This is a genomic window from Variovorax sp. TBS-050B (assembly GCF_029893635.1).
Taxonomy (GTDB): Bacteria; Pseudomonadota; Gammaproteobacteria; order Burkholderiales; family Burkholderiaceae_C; genus Variovorax.
Map to the genome: position 1 here is coordinate 1,983,700 of NZ_JARXYR010000002.1, position 14,341 is coordinate 1,998,040.

Sequence of the window (14,341 nt, forward strand, 5' to 3'; positions counted from 1 at the left end):
ATCGACATGAGCTGGACTTACGACGGAAAACTGGACCCCGATGAGGCCCTGCGCCTGCTCGATCACCTCTCGGGCGAATCGGGCAACGACTTCGCGATGATGATCGAGAGCAAGGGCTCGCCGATCGAGGGCGAATCGAAGCGCACTTACGAAGACGGCAAGCAGCGCATGGACATCGGCGGCTATTCGTACAAGACCGACGTGGTCACGCCGCCGGGCGCCACCAAGGGCAAGCTGCGCAACTACCCCTTCATCGTGATCCGCGACTGCGATGCCGCGACCGCGTCGATCGCGAGCCTGCTGAAGAACCAGGATGCCGACCTCAAGGTCACGGTCTCGGTCTTCAAGGCCGGCGGCGACAGTTCGAAGGACCTGCAGTCGCACCTGGAGTTCGTGATGGAAGGCGCGCGCGTGCAGTGCCATGCCATCGTCACCGGCGGCCAGCCCAAGCGGCCCTGCGACATCATCTTCTTCAGCTACCGCAAGCTCGAGGTGCGTTCGGCGCCGCAGCAGCAGACCGGCGCGAGAGGCGCGGTCCGCACCTGCACCTTCGTCGAGGCATGAGATGAGCACCGCCGCCGAACTCCTCAAGTCCGCCGACCCCGCCGGCGCCCTCAAGGCATTGAGCGACGACGTGCGCGCCAGGCCTGCCGACAGCAAGCCGCGCGTGTTCATGGCGCAGCTCCTGTGCGTGCTCGGCCAGTGGGAGCGCGCGCTCAACCAGCTCACGGTCGCGGCCGAGCTCGATGCGCTCGCCGTGCCGATGAAGCAGGTGTACGGCGAGGCCGTGCGCTGCGAGGGGCTGCGTGCCGAGGTGTTCGCCGGCACGCGCACGCCGATGATCTTCGGCCAGCCGGACGAATGGCTGGCGCTGCTGATCGAGTCGCTGCTGCGCCAGGGGCGCGGCGAAGCGGCGCTGGCCGAAGACCTGCGCCAGCGCGCCTTCGACGCGGCCCCGGCCATCGGCGGCACGATCGACGGCCAGCCCTTCGAATGGCTGGCCGATGCCGACATGCGGCTGGGCCCGGTGCTCGAAGCCTTCGTCAACGGCAAGTACTACTGGGTTCCCTACGCGCGGCTCTCGCGCATCCGCATCGAGCCGCCCGAGGACCTGCGCGACTGCGTGTGGATGCCCGCGCACCTCGAATTCGAGAACGGCGGCGAGACGCTCGCGCTGATCCCCACGCGCTACGAGGGCACCGAGCGTTGCGAGGACGGCGAGCTGCGGCTCGCGCGCAAGACCGAATGGCGCGAGCTGCGGCCCGAGGTCTGGGCCGGCCATGGCCAGCGGGTGCTCGGCAGCGACCAGGGCGAGTACGCGATCATGGACGTGCGCGAGATCGTCTTCACCCCCGCACCGGCTGCAGTGGCCGCGGAGGGCGGCGACGGTGGCTGAGCTCGGCGCGCAGGAGCGGCTGCAGCCCTCGCTGCTCGACCGCCTCGTCGACCATGCGCCGGAAGAGAAGCGCGAGGGCGACGACAAGCGCACCCTCACCAAGCAGGCGCTGCGCGCGGCCGTGCTGCGCGACCTGAGCTGGCTGTTCAATGCCACCGGCTACGGCCTGGCGATGGACGACAAGACCTATCCGAATGCAGCGCGCTCGGTCATCAACTACGGATTGCCTATGCTGTCTGGCCAGTTCACCTCGTCGGTGCAGCGTGTCAGCATGGAGCAGGCTCTGAAGAACGCGATCCTGCAGTTCGAGCCTCGCATCCTGTCACGCACCCTCGAAGTGGAACTCGTCATGGAAGGCCCCGCGCTCGATTCGCACAACAGCATCGGACTGCAGATCCGCGGCATGCTGTGGGCGCAGCCCGTGCCCGTCGAGTTCCTGATGCGCAGCCGCGTCGACCTGGAAGAGGGACGCATCGAGATCGAGGACATGTCAAAACCATGAGCCCCTCGGCCGCATCACGGTAGCGCGACGACATGGACCCCCGGCTGCTGAGCCTGTACGAGCAGGAGCTCCGCTACTTCCGCGAGAGTTCGTCGGAGTTCGCGCGGGCCTTTCCGAAGATCGCGAACCGCCTCGGCATCGAGGGCCAGGAGGTCGCCGATCCCTACGTGGAGCGGCTGATCGAGGCCACGGCCTTCCTCTCGGCGCGCGTGAATCTCAAGCTCGATGCCGAGTACCCGCGCTTCACCGGCCATCTGCTCGACATCGTCTACCCGCACTTCCTCGCGCCCACGCCCGCGATGGCGGTGGTCTCGTTCGCGCACGATCCGGACGACGCCAACCTCGCCACCGGCCCCACGCTGCCGCGCGGCGCGGGCCTGCGCGCGCGCCAGGCCGTGGGCCAGAACACCTACTGCGAATTCCGCACCTCGGCCGCGATGCGGCTCTGGCCGCTGGAGGTGCAGCGCGCGCAGTACTTCACCTACGCGCCCGACCTGCCGCTCGCGAACCATCCGCAGTCGCGCGCGATCCGCGGCGGCCTGCGCATGGTGCTGCGCACCACCGCGGGCCTGAACTTCAGCCAGATCGCGCTCGACGAACTGGTGCTGCACCTCGGCGGCGCCGAGGACGTGGCCTGGCAGCTGCACGAATGCGCGCTCGGCCAGCCGGTGGGCGTGCTGGTGCGTCCGCTGGGCGCCGGCGGCGCACTGCAGGGCGAGGCGCGCAGCCTGCCAGCCAGCGCCATCGGCGCGGTGGGCTTCGAGGACGAGGAGGCGCTGCTGCCGGTCACGGCCACCGGCTTCTCGGGCTTCCGGCTGCTGCAGGAGTACTTCGCGTTCCCGCAGCGCTTCCAGTTCCTGCGGATCGGCGGGCTGCAGTCGGTGCTGCCTTCGATGCCCGTGACGCAGGTCGAGATCGTGCTGCTGTTCTCGCGCGGCGATCCGGCGCTCGAGAAGCTCGTGAGCGCCGACAACGTGCAGCTGCATTGCGTGCCCGCGGTCAACCTGTTCAACAAGCGGCTCGACCGCGTGCCGCTGAACGAAGGCGTGAGCCAATTCCATCTGGTGCCCGACCGCACCCGGCCGCAGGACTTCGAGGTGCACACCGTGACCGAGGTCGTCGGCCATGGCGCGCCGGGCGCGAACGCGGCGGCGGCCGAACAGGTGTTCCGGCCCTTCTATTCGGCCTTCCACGGTACGCGCCACAGCCATCCCGCCTACTACACGACCACGCGCGAGCCGCGCATGCTGTCGGTGCGCCAGCGCACCGAAGGGCACCGCAGCAGCCACATCGGCTCCGAGGTCTACATGCAGATCGTCGATCCGCAGCATGCGCCGTATGCGGGCACGCTGCGCCAGCTCGCGGTGTCGGCGCTGTGCACCAACCGCGACCTGCCGCTCCTGCTGCCGATGGGCCGCGACAACGACTTCGACTGCGTGGACTCCTTTCCCGCGCAGCGCGTGCGCATGGTGCGCGGGCCCTCGCGGCCGGTGTCGCCGGTGGTGAGCCAGGGCCTGGGCTGGCGCGTGCTCGACCACCTCGCGCTCAACTACCTGTCGATCTCCGACAGCACGCCGCAGCAGGGCGCCGCCGCGCTGCGCGAAACGCTGATGCTCTATGCCGTGCATGCCGACGAGATGCGCCAGGGCCAGGTGCGGGGGCTGCTCTCGGTGAAGAGCCGGCCGGTCGCGCGCCGCCTGCCGATGAAGGGGCCGATCGCCTTCGGGCGCGGGCTCGAGGTCACGCTGGAGGTCGACAAGGACGCCTTCCACGGCCATAGCGTGTTCCTGTTCGGCGCGGTGCTGGCGCGCTACCTCGCGCGCCATGTCGAGGTCAACCATTTCGTCGAGACCGTGGTGCGCATCGCGGGCAAGGGCGAGAACATGCGCTGGAGGCCGCTGTGCGGGACGCGCCAGATCCTCTAGCCGCGGGCACCGCCCCCGGCACGGTGGCCGCGCGCGTCGACGCGGCGCTCGCCGGCTGGTCGGCCGAGCCCTGGGCCTACGACTACTTCGCGGTGCTGCGGCGGCTCGAATCGGCCGCCGCCACCACGCCGCGCTGGGGCCGCGCGCTGCTGCCGAGCGCCGAGCCGGTGCGGGTGGGCCAGGAGCCTTCGCTCTCGTTCGCGCCGGCCGCCTTCAGCCGCTTCGAGCCCGCCGGCCCGCATTCGCCGCCGCGGCTGCGCCAGCACTTCTTCGCCTACATCGGCCCCAACGGGCCGCTGCCGGTGCACCTGAGCGACTTCATCCGCGAGCGCAGCCTGAACCACGGCGACCCGACCTGGCTCGCCTTCCTCGACAGCTTCCTGCACCGCTTCTCGCTGCACTTCTACCGCGCCTGGGCGCAGGCCCGGCCCGCGGTCGCGCTCGACCGGCCGAACGAAGACCGCTTCCGGCTGCAGGTCGGGGCGCTCGTGGGCATCGGCACGCCGGGGCGCATCGACCGCGACGAGATCCATGACGACGCGCGGCTGCACTTCTCGGGCTGGCTCGCGCGCCGCGTGCACAACGCGGAGAGCGTGGAGGCGGTGCTTTGCAGCTACTTCGGCGTGCCGGTGAAGCTCGAGCGCTGGGTCGGCCACTGGATGCAGCTGCCCGCGGGCGAGCTCACACGGCTCGGGCAGGGCGAGAGTTCGCGCGCGATGGGCATGGGCGCGATGCTCGGCACCCGCGCCTGGGACCGCCAGCACCGCGTGCGGCTGCACATCGGCCCGCTCGACTTGGCGCAGTACCGCATGTTCCTGCCGATCGGCGATGCGCAGCCGGTGCTCGCGCGCTGGATGTCGCAGCTGCTCGGCGACGCGCTCGAATGGGATGCCGAGCTCGTGCTGCAGAAGGCGCAGGTGCCGGCCGCGCGGCTCGGCAGCGCCAAGGGCAACGCCCCGCGGCTCGGCTGGATCGCCTGGCTCGGCGAGCGCACGCGTGCGCACGACGCGAGCGACGTGCGCGTCGACGGCCGCCGCGCCGGCCGCGCCGCCCCCGCCGCCGGTGAAGCGATTTCCGCACCGCTGGCCTTTCAATGAAACACCCCTCGTTCGTCTTGAAGAGATACGGAGTCCTCCATGAGTGAAATCAGCCGCACGGCCCTTTTCGGCAAGCTCAATTCGCTGGCGTACAAGGCCATCGAAGGTGCCACCGTGTTCTGCAAGATGCGCGGCAACCCGTACGTCGAGCTGGAGCACTGGTTCGCCCAGCTGCTGCAGGCGCAGGACTCCGACCTGCACCGCGTGATCCAGCACTACGGGCTCGACGTCTCGGTGATCGCCAAGGACATGACGGCCGCGCTCGACCGCCTGCCGCGCGGCGCCACCGCGATCAGCGACTTCTCGCCGCACATCGAGAACGCGATCGAGCGCGCATGGACCTACGCCACCCTGCAGTTCGGCGAGGCCCAGGTGCGCACCGGCTACCTGATCGTCGGCATGCTCAAGACGCAGAGCCTGCGCAACCCGCTGTTCGGCCTGTCGAAGCAGTTCGAGAAGGTCAAGCTCGAGGACCTGTGCGACAACTTCGCGAAGATCTGCGATGCCTCGCCCGAGGCGCAGATGCGCGCGCAGGACGGCACCGGGATGGGCAGCGGCGCACCGGGCGAGGATTCGGGCGCGATGGCGCCGGCCGCCATGGGCAAGGGCGATGCGCTCAAGAAGTTCGCGGTCGACCTGACCGAGAAGGCGAAGAAGGGCGAGATGGACCCGGTCACGGGCCGCGACGAGGAGATCCGCCAGATCGTCGACATCCTGATGCGCCGGCGCCAGAACAACCCGCTGCTCACGGGCGAGGCCGGCGTCGGCAAGACGGCCGTGGTCGAGGGCTTCGCGCAGCGCCTCGCGCGCGGCGACGTGCCGCCGCAGCTCAAGGACGTGAAGCTGCTCACGCTCGACATCGGCCTGCTGCAGGCCGGCGCGAGCATGAAGGGCGAGTTCGAGCAGCGGCTGCGCCAGGTGATCGATGAGGTGCAGAGCTCGCCGACGCCGATCATCCTGTTCATCGACGAGATCCACACGCTGGTGGGCGCGGGCGGCGCGGCCGGCACCGGCGATGCGGCCAACCTGCTCAAGCCCGCGCTCGCGCGCGGCAACCTGCGCACCATCGGCGCCACCACCTGGGCCGAGTACAAGAAGTACATCGAGAAGGACCCGGCGCTCACGCGGCGCTTCCAGGTGGTGCAGGTGCCCGAGCCCGATGAGACCAAGGCGATCCTGATGCTGCGCGGGGTGGCCAGCGTGCTCGAGAAGCACCACCGCGTGCAGCTGCTCGACGAGGCGATCGAGGCCGCCGTCAAGCTGAGCCACCGCTACATTCCGGCGCGGCAATTGCCCGACAAGGCCGTGAGCCTGCTCGACACCGCCTGCGCGCGCGTGGCCGTGAGCCAGCATGCGACCCCGCCCGAGGTCGAGGACTGCATGCGCCGCATCGAGGGCCTCACGGTCGAGCAGGAGATCATCGGCCGCGAGGAAGCGATCGGCATCGACGTGACCAGGCGCGCTGCACAGGTGGCGGCGCTGCTCGACGAATCGAAGACGCAGCTCGAAGCGCTCAATGCGCGCTGGCAGGAGGAGAAGGCACTGGTCGACCGGCTGCTGGAGCTGCGCGGCAAGCTGCGCGCAGGCAACAAGCCCGTCGACACTGCACTCCCTCCCCCGCTGGGGGAGGGCAGGGGTGGGGGCGCGACGGCCTCGCAATCACCGTCGGCCAGTGATGCGCCGCCGCCCCCACCCCAACCCTCCCCCAGCGGGGGAGGGAGCGAAGACCGGGCGGCACTGCTCGAGGAGCTGCATGCGCTGCAGGCCAAGATCCACGCGGTGCAGGGCGAGTCGCCGCTGATCCTGCCCTCGGTCGACGAGCAGGCCGTGGCCTCGGTCGTTGCCGACTGGACCGGCATCCCCGTCGGCCGCATGGTCAAGAACGAGGTCGAGGCGGTGCTCAAGCTCGCCGACACGCTCAACCAGCGCGTCATCGGCCAGAAGCACGGCCTCGAGATGATCGCGCGCCGCATCCAGACCAGCCGCGCGCGGCTCGACAACCCGCAGAAGCCGATCGGCGTGTTCATGCTCTGCGGCACCTCGGGCGTGGGCAAGACCGAGACCGCCCTTGCGCTGGCCGAGGCGCTCTACGGCGGCGAACAGAACATCATCACCATCAACATGAGCGAGTTCCAGGAGGCGCACACCGTCTCCACGCTCAAGGGCGCGCCCCCGGGCTACGTGGGCTACGGCGAGGGCGGCATCCTGACCGAGGCCGTGCGGCGGCGCCCCTACAGCGTGGTGCTGCTCGACGAGGTCGAGAAGGCGCACCCCGACGTGCACGAGATCTTCTTCCAGGTCTTCGACAAGGGCTGGATGGAGGACGGCGAGGGCCGCATGATCGACTTCAAGAACACGATCATCCTGCTCACCACCAACGCCGGCAGCGAGCTCGTGATGAGCATGTGCCGCGACCCCGAGCTGCTGCCCGATCCGAACGCGCTCGCCGATGCGCTCAAGGCGCCGCTGATGAAGGTGTTCCCGCCCGCGCTGCTGGGCCGCATCGTCACGATCCCGTACTACCCGCTCTCGCCCGAGATGATGAAGAAGATCGTGCGGCTGCAGCTGGGCCGCATCAAGAAGCGCGTCGAGACCAACCACGGCGTGCCCTTCGAGTACAGCGACGCGGTGGTCGAGCAGGTTGTCGCGCGCTGCCAGGACCCGGAGTCGGGCGGCCGCGTGATCGACGCGATCCTGACCAACACCGTGCTGCCGACCATCTCCGTCGAGTACCTGCAACGCCTCGCGTCGGGCGGCGAGATCCGCCGCGTGGCGCTGGACGTGAAGGATGCCGACTTCACCTACGCCTTCGATTGAGCTTCCAACCGATCGGACGCATGCCCCCGAAGAGAACCACACATGGCTGACCACGAATTCCGCATCGAGAGCGATTCGCCTGCGAAGGACGATCTGATGTTCTGGACCATCGCGGGCCACGAGGCCCTCGCACGGCCATCGACCTACGAGCTCACGGTGCTTTCGGAGAACGCCTACATCAAGGCGAACGACATCCTCGGCCACGCCTTCGACGTGGTGATCGGGTTTCTCGACGTCGACGGTAACAAGCACGAGCGGCACTGCCAGGGGCATGCGGTGCGCTTCACGCGCGGGCGGCAGGTGGGGCGCTACTTCCGCTACCAGATCTGCCTGCGCTCGTGGTTCTGGCTGCTCACCAAGCGCGCCAACTCGCGCATCCTGCAGGACAAGCCGGTGCTCGAGATCGTCAACGCGGTGCTCGAGGACAGCCCGATCAAGCGCGTGAAGAAGCTCCGCAGCGACAACGTGGTGGGCACGCACCCGCCGCGGCGCTACTGCGTGCAGTTCCAGGAGAGCGACTACAACTACCTCTCGCGCCTGATGGAGGCCGAGGGCATCTACTACTGGTTCGACGCGCATGACGCGCCGGGCACGATGCACCTGTCGGACGCCAGTGGCATCGCGCACGAGAAGCTCGCGGTCGATTCCAAGCTGCGCTTCGTGCCCTCGAACGTGAGCGAGGCCCGCTTCAACGAGATCAGCGAGTGGATCGACGTGCATCGGCTCGACAGCGGCAAGTACGCGTCGCGCGACGTGGACTACAAGGCGATCAAGAAGCTCCTGAGCGTGGAAGTCGACGTGTCGGAAAGCCATGAGCTCTCCGACCTGGAGGTGTTCGAATACCCGGGCAACTACTTCAAGGGCGAGGAGGCCGACGCATCGGCCAAGCTGCACCTCGAGGAGTTCGACGGACGCCGCGAACGCCACTGGGGCTTCACCCGCTGGCCCGACGTCGCGGCGGGCCGCAGCTTCAAGTTCGAGGGCGACCGCGACGGCCTGCGCGACGGCGAGTACGTGATCGGCGGCTGCGTCTTCGTGGTCAGCCACACGGGCTACGAGGGCACCGACGAATCCGAGCCGCCGCAGTCGCTCAATGCGCTCTTGCACGAAGCCATCCGCGACGACGCGGTCAACGCCGACGCCATGGCCGCCTTCGTCGAGCTGATCGAGCAGCATCCGGCGCTGCGCACCGGCCTGCGAGGCAACAGCGCCTTCCTCGTCACCGCACTGCCGATGGAGAGCACCTTCCATCCGCCGCGCCTCACGCCGCGCGTGACGATGCCTGGACCGCAGAGCGCGATCGTCTGCGGCCCCGAGGGCAAGGAGCTCCACGTGGACGAGGGCCGCGTGATGGTCCATTTCCACTGGGACCGCTACAACGACGGCGACGAGAAGGCCACCTGCTGGATCCGCTGCTCGCAGCCCTGGGCCGGCAAGAACTGGGGCGCCTACTTCGTGCCGCGCATCGGCCAGGAGGTGATCGTCGAGTTCATGAATGGCGACCCCGATCGCCCGATCATCACCGGACGGGTCTACAACGACGACCAGCCGATCCCGTACAAGTCGCCAACGCAGAGCGGCTTCAAGACGCGCTCCACGCCGGGCGGTGGTCCCGCGAACTACAACGAGATCATGTTCGAGGACAAGAAGGGGGAGGAGCTGGTCAATATCCACGCCGAGAAGGACATGTCGCGCTCGGTGGAGAACGATGATTCGACCTCCGTCGGCCATGACCAGAACATCACGGTCAAGAACCACCAATGGACTTCGGTGGGGAAGTACCGATCGGTGGTCGTGGAGGACGGCAACGAAGACTACGTCGTCAACGGCCACCGCTCGACCTATGTCCAGCTCGACGACGGCCTGACGGTCGACGGGCACCGCACCAAGCTGGTCTCGAACGGCGAGGAAACGGAGATCACCAAGGGCGAGCACAAGCTGGTGGTGAAAGCCGGGGACAAGAACAGCTTCGTCACGGGCAACCAGCTCGTGTGGGTGAGTGACGGCTACACGCTGTCGGCGATGACGGTCACGATGAATATCGGTGGGGCCCTGACGGTGGCCGCCGGCACGATGGCCCTGGGGAGCCAGGGGGACTACACGCTGTCGGTGGGAGGAAAGAGCGGCACGCACTCCAGGGGGCCGATGACGGTCTCGAGCGACTCGAACATCCTGGTGGGAACGATGTCCGGCAACATCGACCTGATCGCGCAGACGGTCAAGTCCACCTCTCTGACCAAGGCCGACGAGGTGTCGTTCTCGACCAAGAGCTCCTTCACGGCGGGTTTCTTCACGAAGACCGTCGCCGGGCTCTATGGCGAGACTTTCATCGGCGGCCAGTCGAAGACCACGATATCGGTGACCATCGACAACAAGATCGGGTTGCAGCTCAATTCCGTCGTGGGACCGAAGATCGAGCGGCTCACCGCCAAGGCACATCAGTCGACGATCACTTCATTCATGCCCGGCGCGGGAGCGGGGGCCGGCGCACCCACAACGGCTGGCTCGCTGGCTGGGTTCGCCAAGTCCATGGGCCCGGACCTCATCATGCTGCTCGGCGCGGTGGGGTCGCTGGGCGTGGGTGTCTATCAAGCCAGCCAGCAGAGCTTCTTCGGGCCTTCGGAGGCCGACAAGAACAAGGCCAAGGAAGACCTGAAGAAGCGCCTGGAGAAATCCTCGCAGGAAACTCGCAACGCGGTGCGCAATCAGCTGACCGAGCTCATCGGGCAGGCCGAGCGTGCCGGCAAGCCGGAGATCGCGAAGCGGCTCGAAATGATCCGGTTTGCCGCCTCGCCCCATCCGTTGGCGCCGCAGGGACCCGTGACCCGCTCGACCGGCGGCAGCTTCGGCGACGAGGGCGCGGGACCGAAGAATCCCTCCGGCAACCTGTCCTACTGAGTTCCCCCGCCAGCGAGTTCGTCACGCCGCACCATGCAAATACACAAGCCCGCTCAGCTGGGACTGTCCTTTCGAGCGATAGAGTTCCGCAAGCGCTTCGGCCTGTGCGTCTCCGGCTACCTGCACGTTCCCTTCGCGCGGGCGGACGCGGGTTCCCTCTGGGGCGAGCAGTCGATGTGGAAGTTCCTGGCGCAGGAAATGGCATCCCCGCTGATCGACGAAGGCGTGGCGAAGGTCACGCCGGAGTTCCTGGTGCATGGCAGCGCCTATCCACCGGGGGGGGCGTCGACGGGCTGCGCCGTTCGCGCGCGGCTGGGAACGGTCGAGAAGACCTTGCTCGTGATCGGGGACCGACATTGGCACGACGCGACCACGCCCAGCGCGCCGGCGCCCTTTGAACGCATGCCGCTCGACTGGTCGCGGGCCTATGGTGGTGCCGACTTCGCAGCGAACCCCGCCGGCCGCGGCCGGGCCAAGGTCGACGACCTCCTGTTTCTGCCCAATCTGGAGCTTCCCGGACAACGTCTGCTGTGTGCCGACCAGGCTGCGGCGCCCGCCGGCTTCGGCGCGCTCGATGTGCTGCATCCACAACGGCGTGCACTCCAGGGAAGCTACGACGGCGACTATCTGAAACTTCACTCCCCGGGATTTCCCCCGGACATGGACTGGAACTGCTTCAATCTCGCACCCCGTGACCAGTGGCTCCCGGGCCCGCTCGCGGGGGACGAGGCGTTCGTGCTCGAACACATGCATCCGCAACAGCCTCGCATCGAAGGCCAGCTTCCCGGTCTCAGGGTGCGCGTATTTGCCGACTACGGCACAGGGCCGGAGCCGGTCGGCGGGCCGTCCGAGCCTGGCCTCTTGCGTGAGGTGCCGATGCGCCTCACCACGGTGTGGTTCTTTCCGCATGCCGAGCGCATGGTTCTCGTGTTCCATGGACTGGCCGAAGTCCAGGAAGACGACGCTTCCGATATCGCTGGGTTGCTGGGCGCGGTCGAGCGCAGCGGCGAAGTTCGCGCGGACGAGCACTACATCGAAGTGTTGCGTCGCCGGCGCGACGTGGAGTACGGCGCAGTGGAAAGCCTCAACGACGCAGACCTGCTGCCCGCCGGCATCGATACGGCGGACCCCGACCAGCAGAGCGCCGAGGCGGCTTTCGTGATCGAGGGGCTGCAGGCAGAGGCGCAACGCCGACGTGCCGAAGTGGAGGTCCTCGCGATGCGGCAGAAGATCGTGCAGCAGGGGGGCGATCCCGACGCGCTCGGCGTGGTCATGCCCGCGAGGGAGACGCCCCCCTCTCCGGCCGAACTGCCGGCCTATCTGAAGGCACGAAAGAAGCAGATGGACGAGCAGCAGTGGCAAGAGGTCAGTGACCTGCTCGATCACCTGGACCGCGCGGTCGCCCTGGTGCGCGACGGCGCCGTGACGCCGCAGCAGCTGGAGGAGCAAGTGCATCGCGGGCCACCGACGTACCGGGCCGACCAGCACTTGCGCGACCTGCAGGCGGCCGGCCACGCGCTCGACGTGAACCAGGCTTTTCCCCAGCTCAAAATGAAGGAAACGATCGAACGGATCAACTATCTTCAGTCGGCGCATCTGCAACCGCCGGCGCTCGCGCAGGAGCACGAACGCAGCCGCCGCGAACGCGAGGAGCTGCGCTGGATGCTGGCGCATGGCCTGCGTTACTTCGCCGGCATGGACTTCACCGGCGCGGATCTGTCCGGACTGGATCTGCGCGGCGCCGACCTGACAGGCGCCTGGCTCGAGAGCGCCAACTTGGCGGGCTCGAACCTATCGGCCTGCAAGCTGATGGGCGCCGTGCTTGCGCACGCCAATCTGCGGGGTGTGATCGGTGTCGAAGCGGATCTGTCGATGGCCAATCTGGGGGGGGCGCAACTGGCGGGCGCGACCTTCGACCGCGCCTCGCTGCGCGGTGCAACGCTCGACGGATCGGCCCTCGCCGAGACCCAGATGCGCGGCGCAGACCTCACCGATGCCAGGTGGCTGGAAAGCACCTGGGGCGTGTCCGACTGGAGCGGCATCGTTTCACCGAATGCCTTGTTTCACAAGCTCGATCTGAGCGGCGTCGTGTTGACGGAGGCGCAGCTGGCCGGGGCGGTCTTCAACGAGTGCAAGCTGAAGGATGTGGATCTGCGCGCAGCGATGCTGCAAGGTGCCAATTTCCTGGGCTGCGATCTCGATGGCGTGCGGATGGACGCAGCCCGGCTGGATGGGGCGGTCTTCTCGCCGGAATGCACGCTGCGCCAGGCCTCCTTCGCGCAGGCCAGCCTCGCATCAGCCAATCTGCAGGGCGCGAATCTCGAAGGGGCCAGCCTCGTGCGCGCGCGTCTCGACGGCGCCTGTCTGGTGCGAACCAACCTTGAAGCGGCGGATGTGCGCCTTGCCAGCCTGCGGGGCGCCTTGATGCGCCGGACGCGGTTGTGCAAGGCCCGGCTGGCGGGAGCGAATCTCAAGGACGCGATCCTCCAGCATGCCGACCTCCGAGGCAGCGACCTGCGAGATGCGAATCTCTTCGCGGCCGATCTTTCGCGCGCCAGGCTCGATGGCGATGTCCGCCTGGAGCGGGCGCTTCTTCAGCGCGCGCGCACCTGGCCGCGCCTCACGCCAGAGGAGGCCGCTCAGTGAGCCCTGAACTGCTGTGTACCGCGGTGCTGCTCGGCGAGCCCATCGCAGGCGATGATCTCGCGCAGAAGGCCTACAGCGGTCTCTGTCTGGGCGGGGGGGTCTTCGTCAATGCCTGTCTGGCGGGCTGCGATTTTCGAGGCTCGGACCTGCGCGAGACGACCTTCGACAACTGCGACCTTCGCGGCGCGCTTTTCGACAGCGCCGCGCTTCGCAGCGCCGTCTTCAATCGCTGCAATCTGGACCACGTCAATTTCCGGAAAGCCAACCTGCACGGTGCCACCTTTTCGGAGTGCGTTCTGTCCCATGCACAGCTGGGCGAAACGCTGCTTTCGATGGTGACCTTCTTTCAATGCGGGCTGGATCATGCGAGTCTGGCCGGCGCAGAACTCGATTCGGCGGTCATCAGCGAATCCTCGCTGCGCGACGTCAATGCGGACGACACGCGTTGGCTGCATGCGATCGTCGACGGCTGCGACATGGCCCAATCGACCTGGGCCAGGGCGCGAATGACGCGCACGGTGTTCCAGAAGGTTGTGCTGGCGCGCATGTCGTTCGCCGGCCTGTCGCTCGACGCTTGCCTCTTCAGCGGCACGGACCTGACGGGGGCGCGCTTCGCCGGTGCAGCGCTTGCCCGCTGCAATTTCCAGGACGCGCTGCTCGACGATGCGGATTTCTCGAAGATCCGGGCGCCGCAGGCGCTGTTCTGCTCGGCCAGGGGCGCACGCGTGAACTTCTCCGGTGCCGAACTTCGACAGGCGCTGTTCACGGGTGCGCAGCTGCCCGGCGCGCTGTTCCGCGGCGCGGATCTTCATCAGGCGCACTTCGGGCAAGCGATGCTGGCGAACGCCCATCTCGGGGACTGCGAGTTGAGCTATGCGGATTTCCGGCACGCCGATCTTCGACGAGTCGATGCGAGTGGCGCCCGGATGTTTCGCACCTGCCTGCATGCGACCCGCACGGAAGGGGCGGAATTCACCGACCGCGGCAGCGCGCTCGAAACCGATGCCGATCTGCAGGCCGCCGAGCAGTGGGCACCGCAGGTCCAGTGATTGAACAGCCA

Annotated in this window: 9 protein-coding genes; all 9 read left to right on the forward strand. The window is 68.0% G+C overall.

The features are described from left to right. The first annotated feature begins 6 nt into the window (after positions 1 to 6). From M2165_RS12320 to M2165_RS12360, 9 genes are read left to right on the forward strand one after another with little or no spacing between them, the layout of a single operon-like run. Positions 7 to 564, forward strand: a complete 558-nt coding sequence (locus M2165_RS12320) for a type VI secretion system tube protein Hcp (RefSeq protein ID WP_280814912.1) — start codon at positions 7 to 9, stop codon at positions 562 to 564. Position 565: 1 nt separating this feature from the next. Beyond that, positions 566 to 1,396: a type VI secretion system accessory protein TagJ gene (locus M2165_RS12325; RefSeq protein WP_280814913.1), complete on the forward strand. Its 831-nt coding sequence runs from the start codon at positions 566 to 568 to the stop codon at positions 1,394 to 1,396. Then, positions 1,389 to 1,898: a type VI secretion system baseplate subunit TssE gene (gene tssE, locus M2165_RS12330; RefSeq protein ID WP_280814914.1), complete on the forward strand. Its 510-nt coding sequence runs from the start codon at positions 1,389 to 1,391 to the stop codon at positions 1,896 to 1,898. Before M2165_RS12325 ends, tssE begins: the two co-directional genes overlap by 8 nt. Before the next feature lie 32 nt (positions 1,899 to 1,930). Further along, positions 1,931 to 3,823: a type VI secretion system baseplate subunit TssF gene (gene tssF / locus M2165_RS12335; protein ID WP_280814915.1), complete on the forward strand. Its 1,893-nt coding sequence runs from the start codon at positions 1,931 to 1,933 to the stop codon at positions 3,821 to 3,823. Next, positions 3,799 to 4,920 (forward strand): type VI secretion system baseplate subunit TssG, encoded by a 1,122-nt coding sequence (gene tssG / locus M2165_RS12340; RefSeq protein ID WP_280814916.1) that lies wholly within the window; start codon positions 3,799 to 3,801, stop codon positions 4,918 to 4,920. Before tssF ends, tssG begins: the two co-directional genes overlap by 25 nt. Positions 4,921 to 4,959: 39 nt before the next feature. Next, the gene (tssH, locus tag M2165_RS12345) at positions 4,960 to 7,737 is read left to right on the forward strand and encodes a type VI secretion system ATPase TssH (protein WP_280814917.1); all 2,778 of its coding nucleotides are present in this window, start codon (positions 4,960 to 4,962) and stop codon (positions 7,735 to 7,737) included. A gap of 42 nt (positions 7,738 to 7,779) precedes the next feature. Further along, the gene (tssI, locus tag M2165_RS12350; RefSeq protein WP_280814918.1) at positions 7,780 to 10,635 is read left to right on the forward strand and encodes a type VI secretion system tip protein TssI/VgrG; all 2,856 of its coding nucleotides are present in this window, start codon (positions 7,780 to 7,782) and stop codon (positions 10,633 to 10,635) included. 33 nt (positions 10,636 to 10,668) lie between these two features. After that, positions 10,669 to 13,281 (forward strand): DUF2169 domain-containing protein, encoded by a 2,613-nt coding sequence (locus M2165_RS12355; RefSeq protein ID WP_280814919.1) that lies wholly within the window; start codon positions 10,669 to 10,671, stop codon positions 13,279 to 13,281. Beyond that, complete coding sequence (locus M2165_RS12360; RefSeq protein WP_280814920.1) at positions 13,278 to 14,330, forward strand: pentapeptide repeat-containing protein; 1,053 nt, start codon at positions 13,278 to 13,280, stop codon at positions 14,328 to 14,330. Before M2165_RS12355 ends, M2165_RS12360 begins: the two co-directional genes overlap by 4 nt. Positions 14,331 to 14,341: the final 11 nt, after the last annotated feature.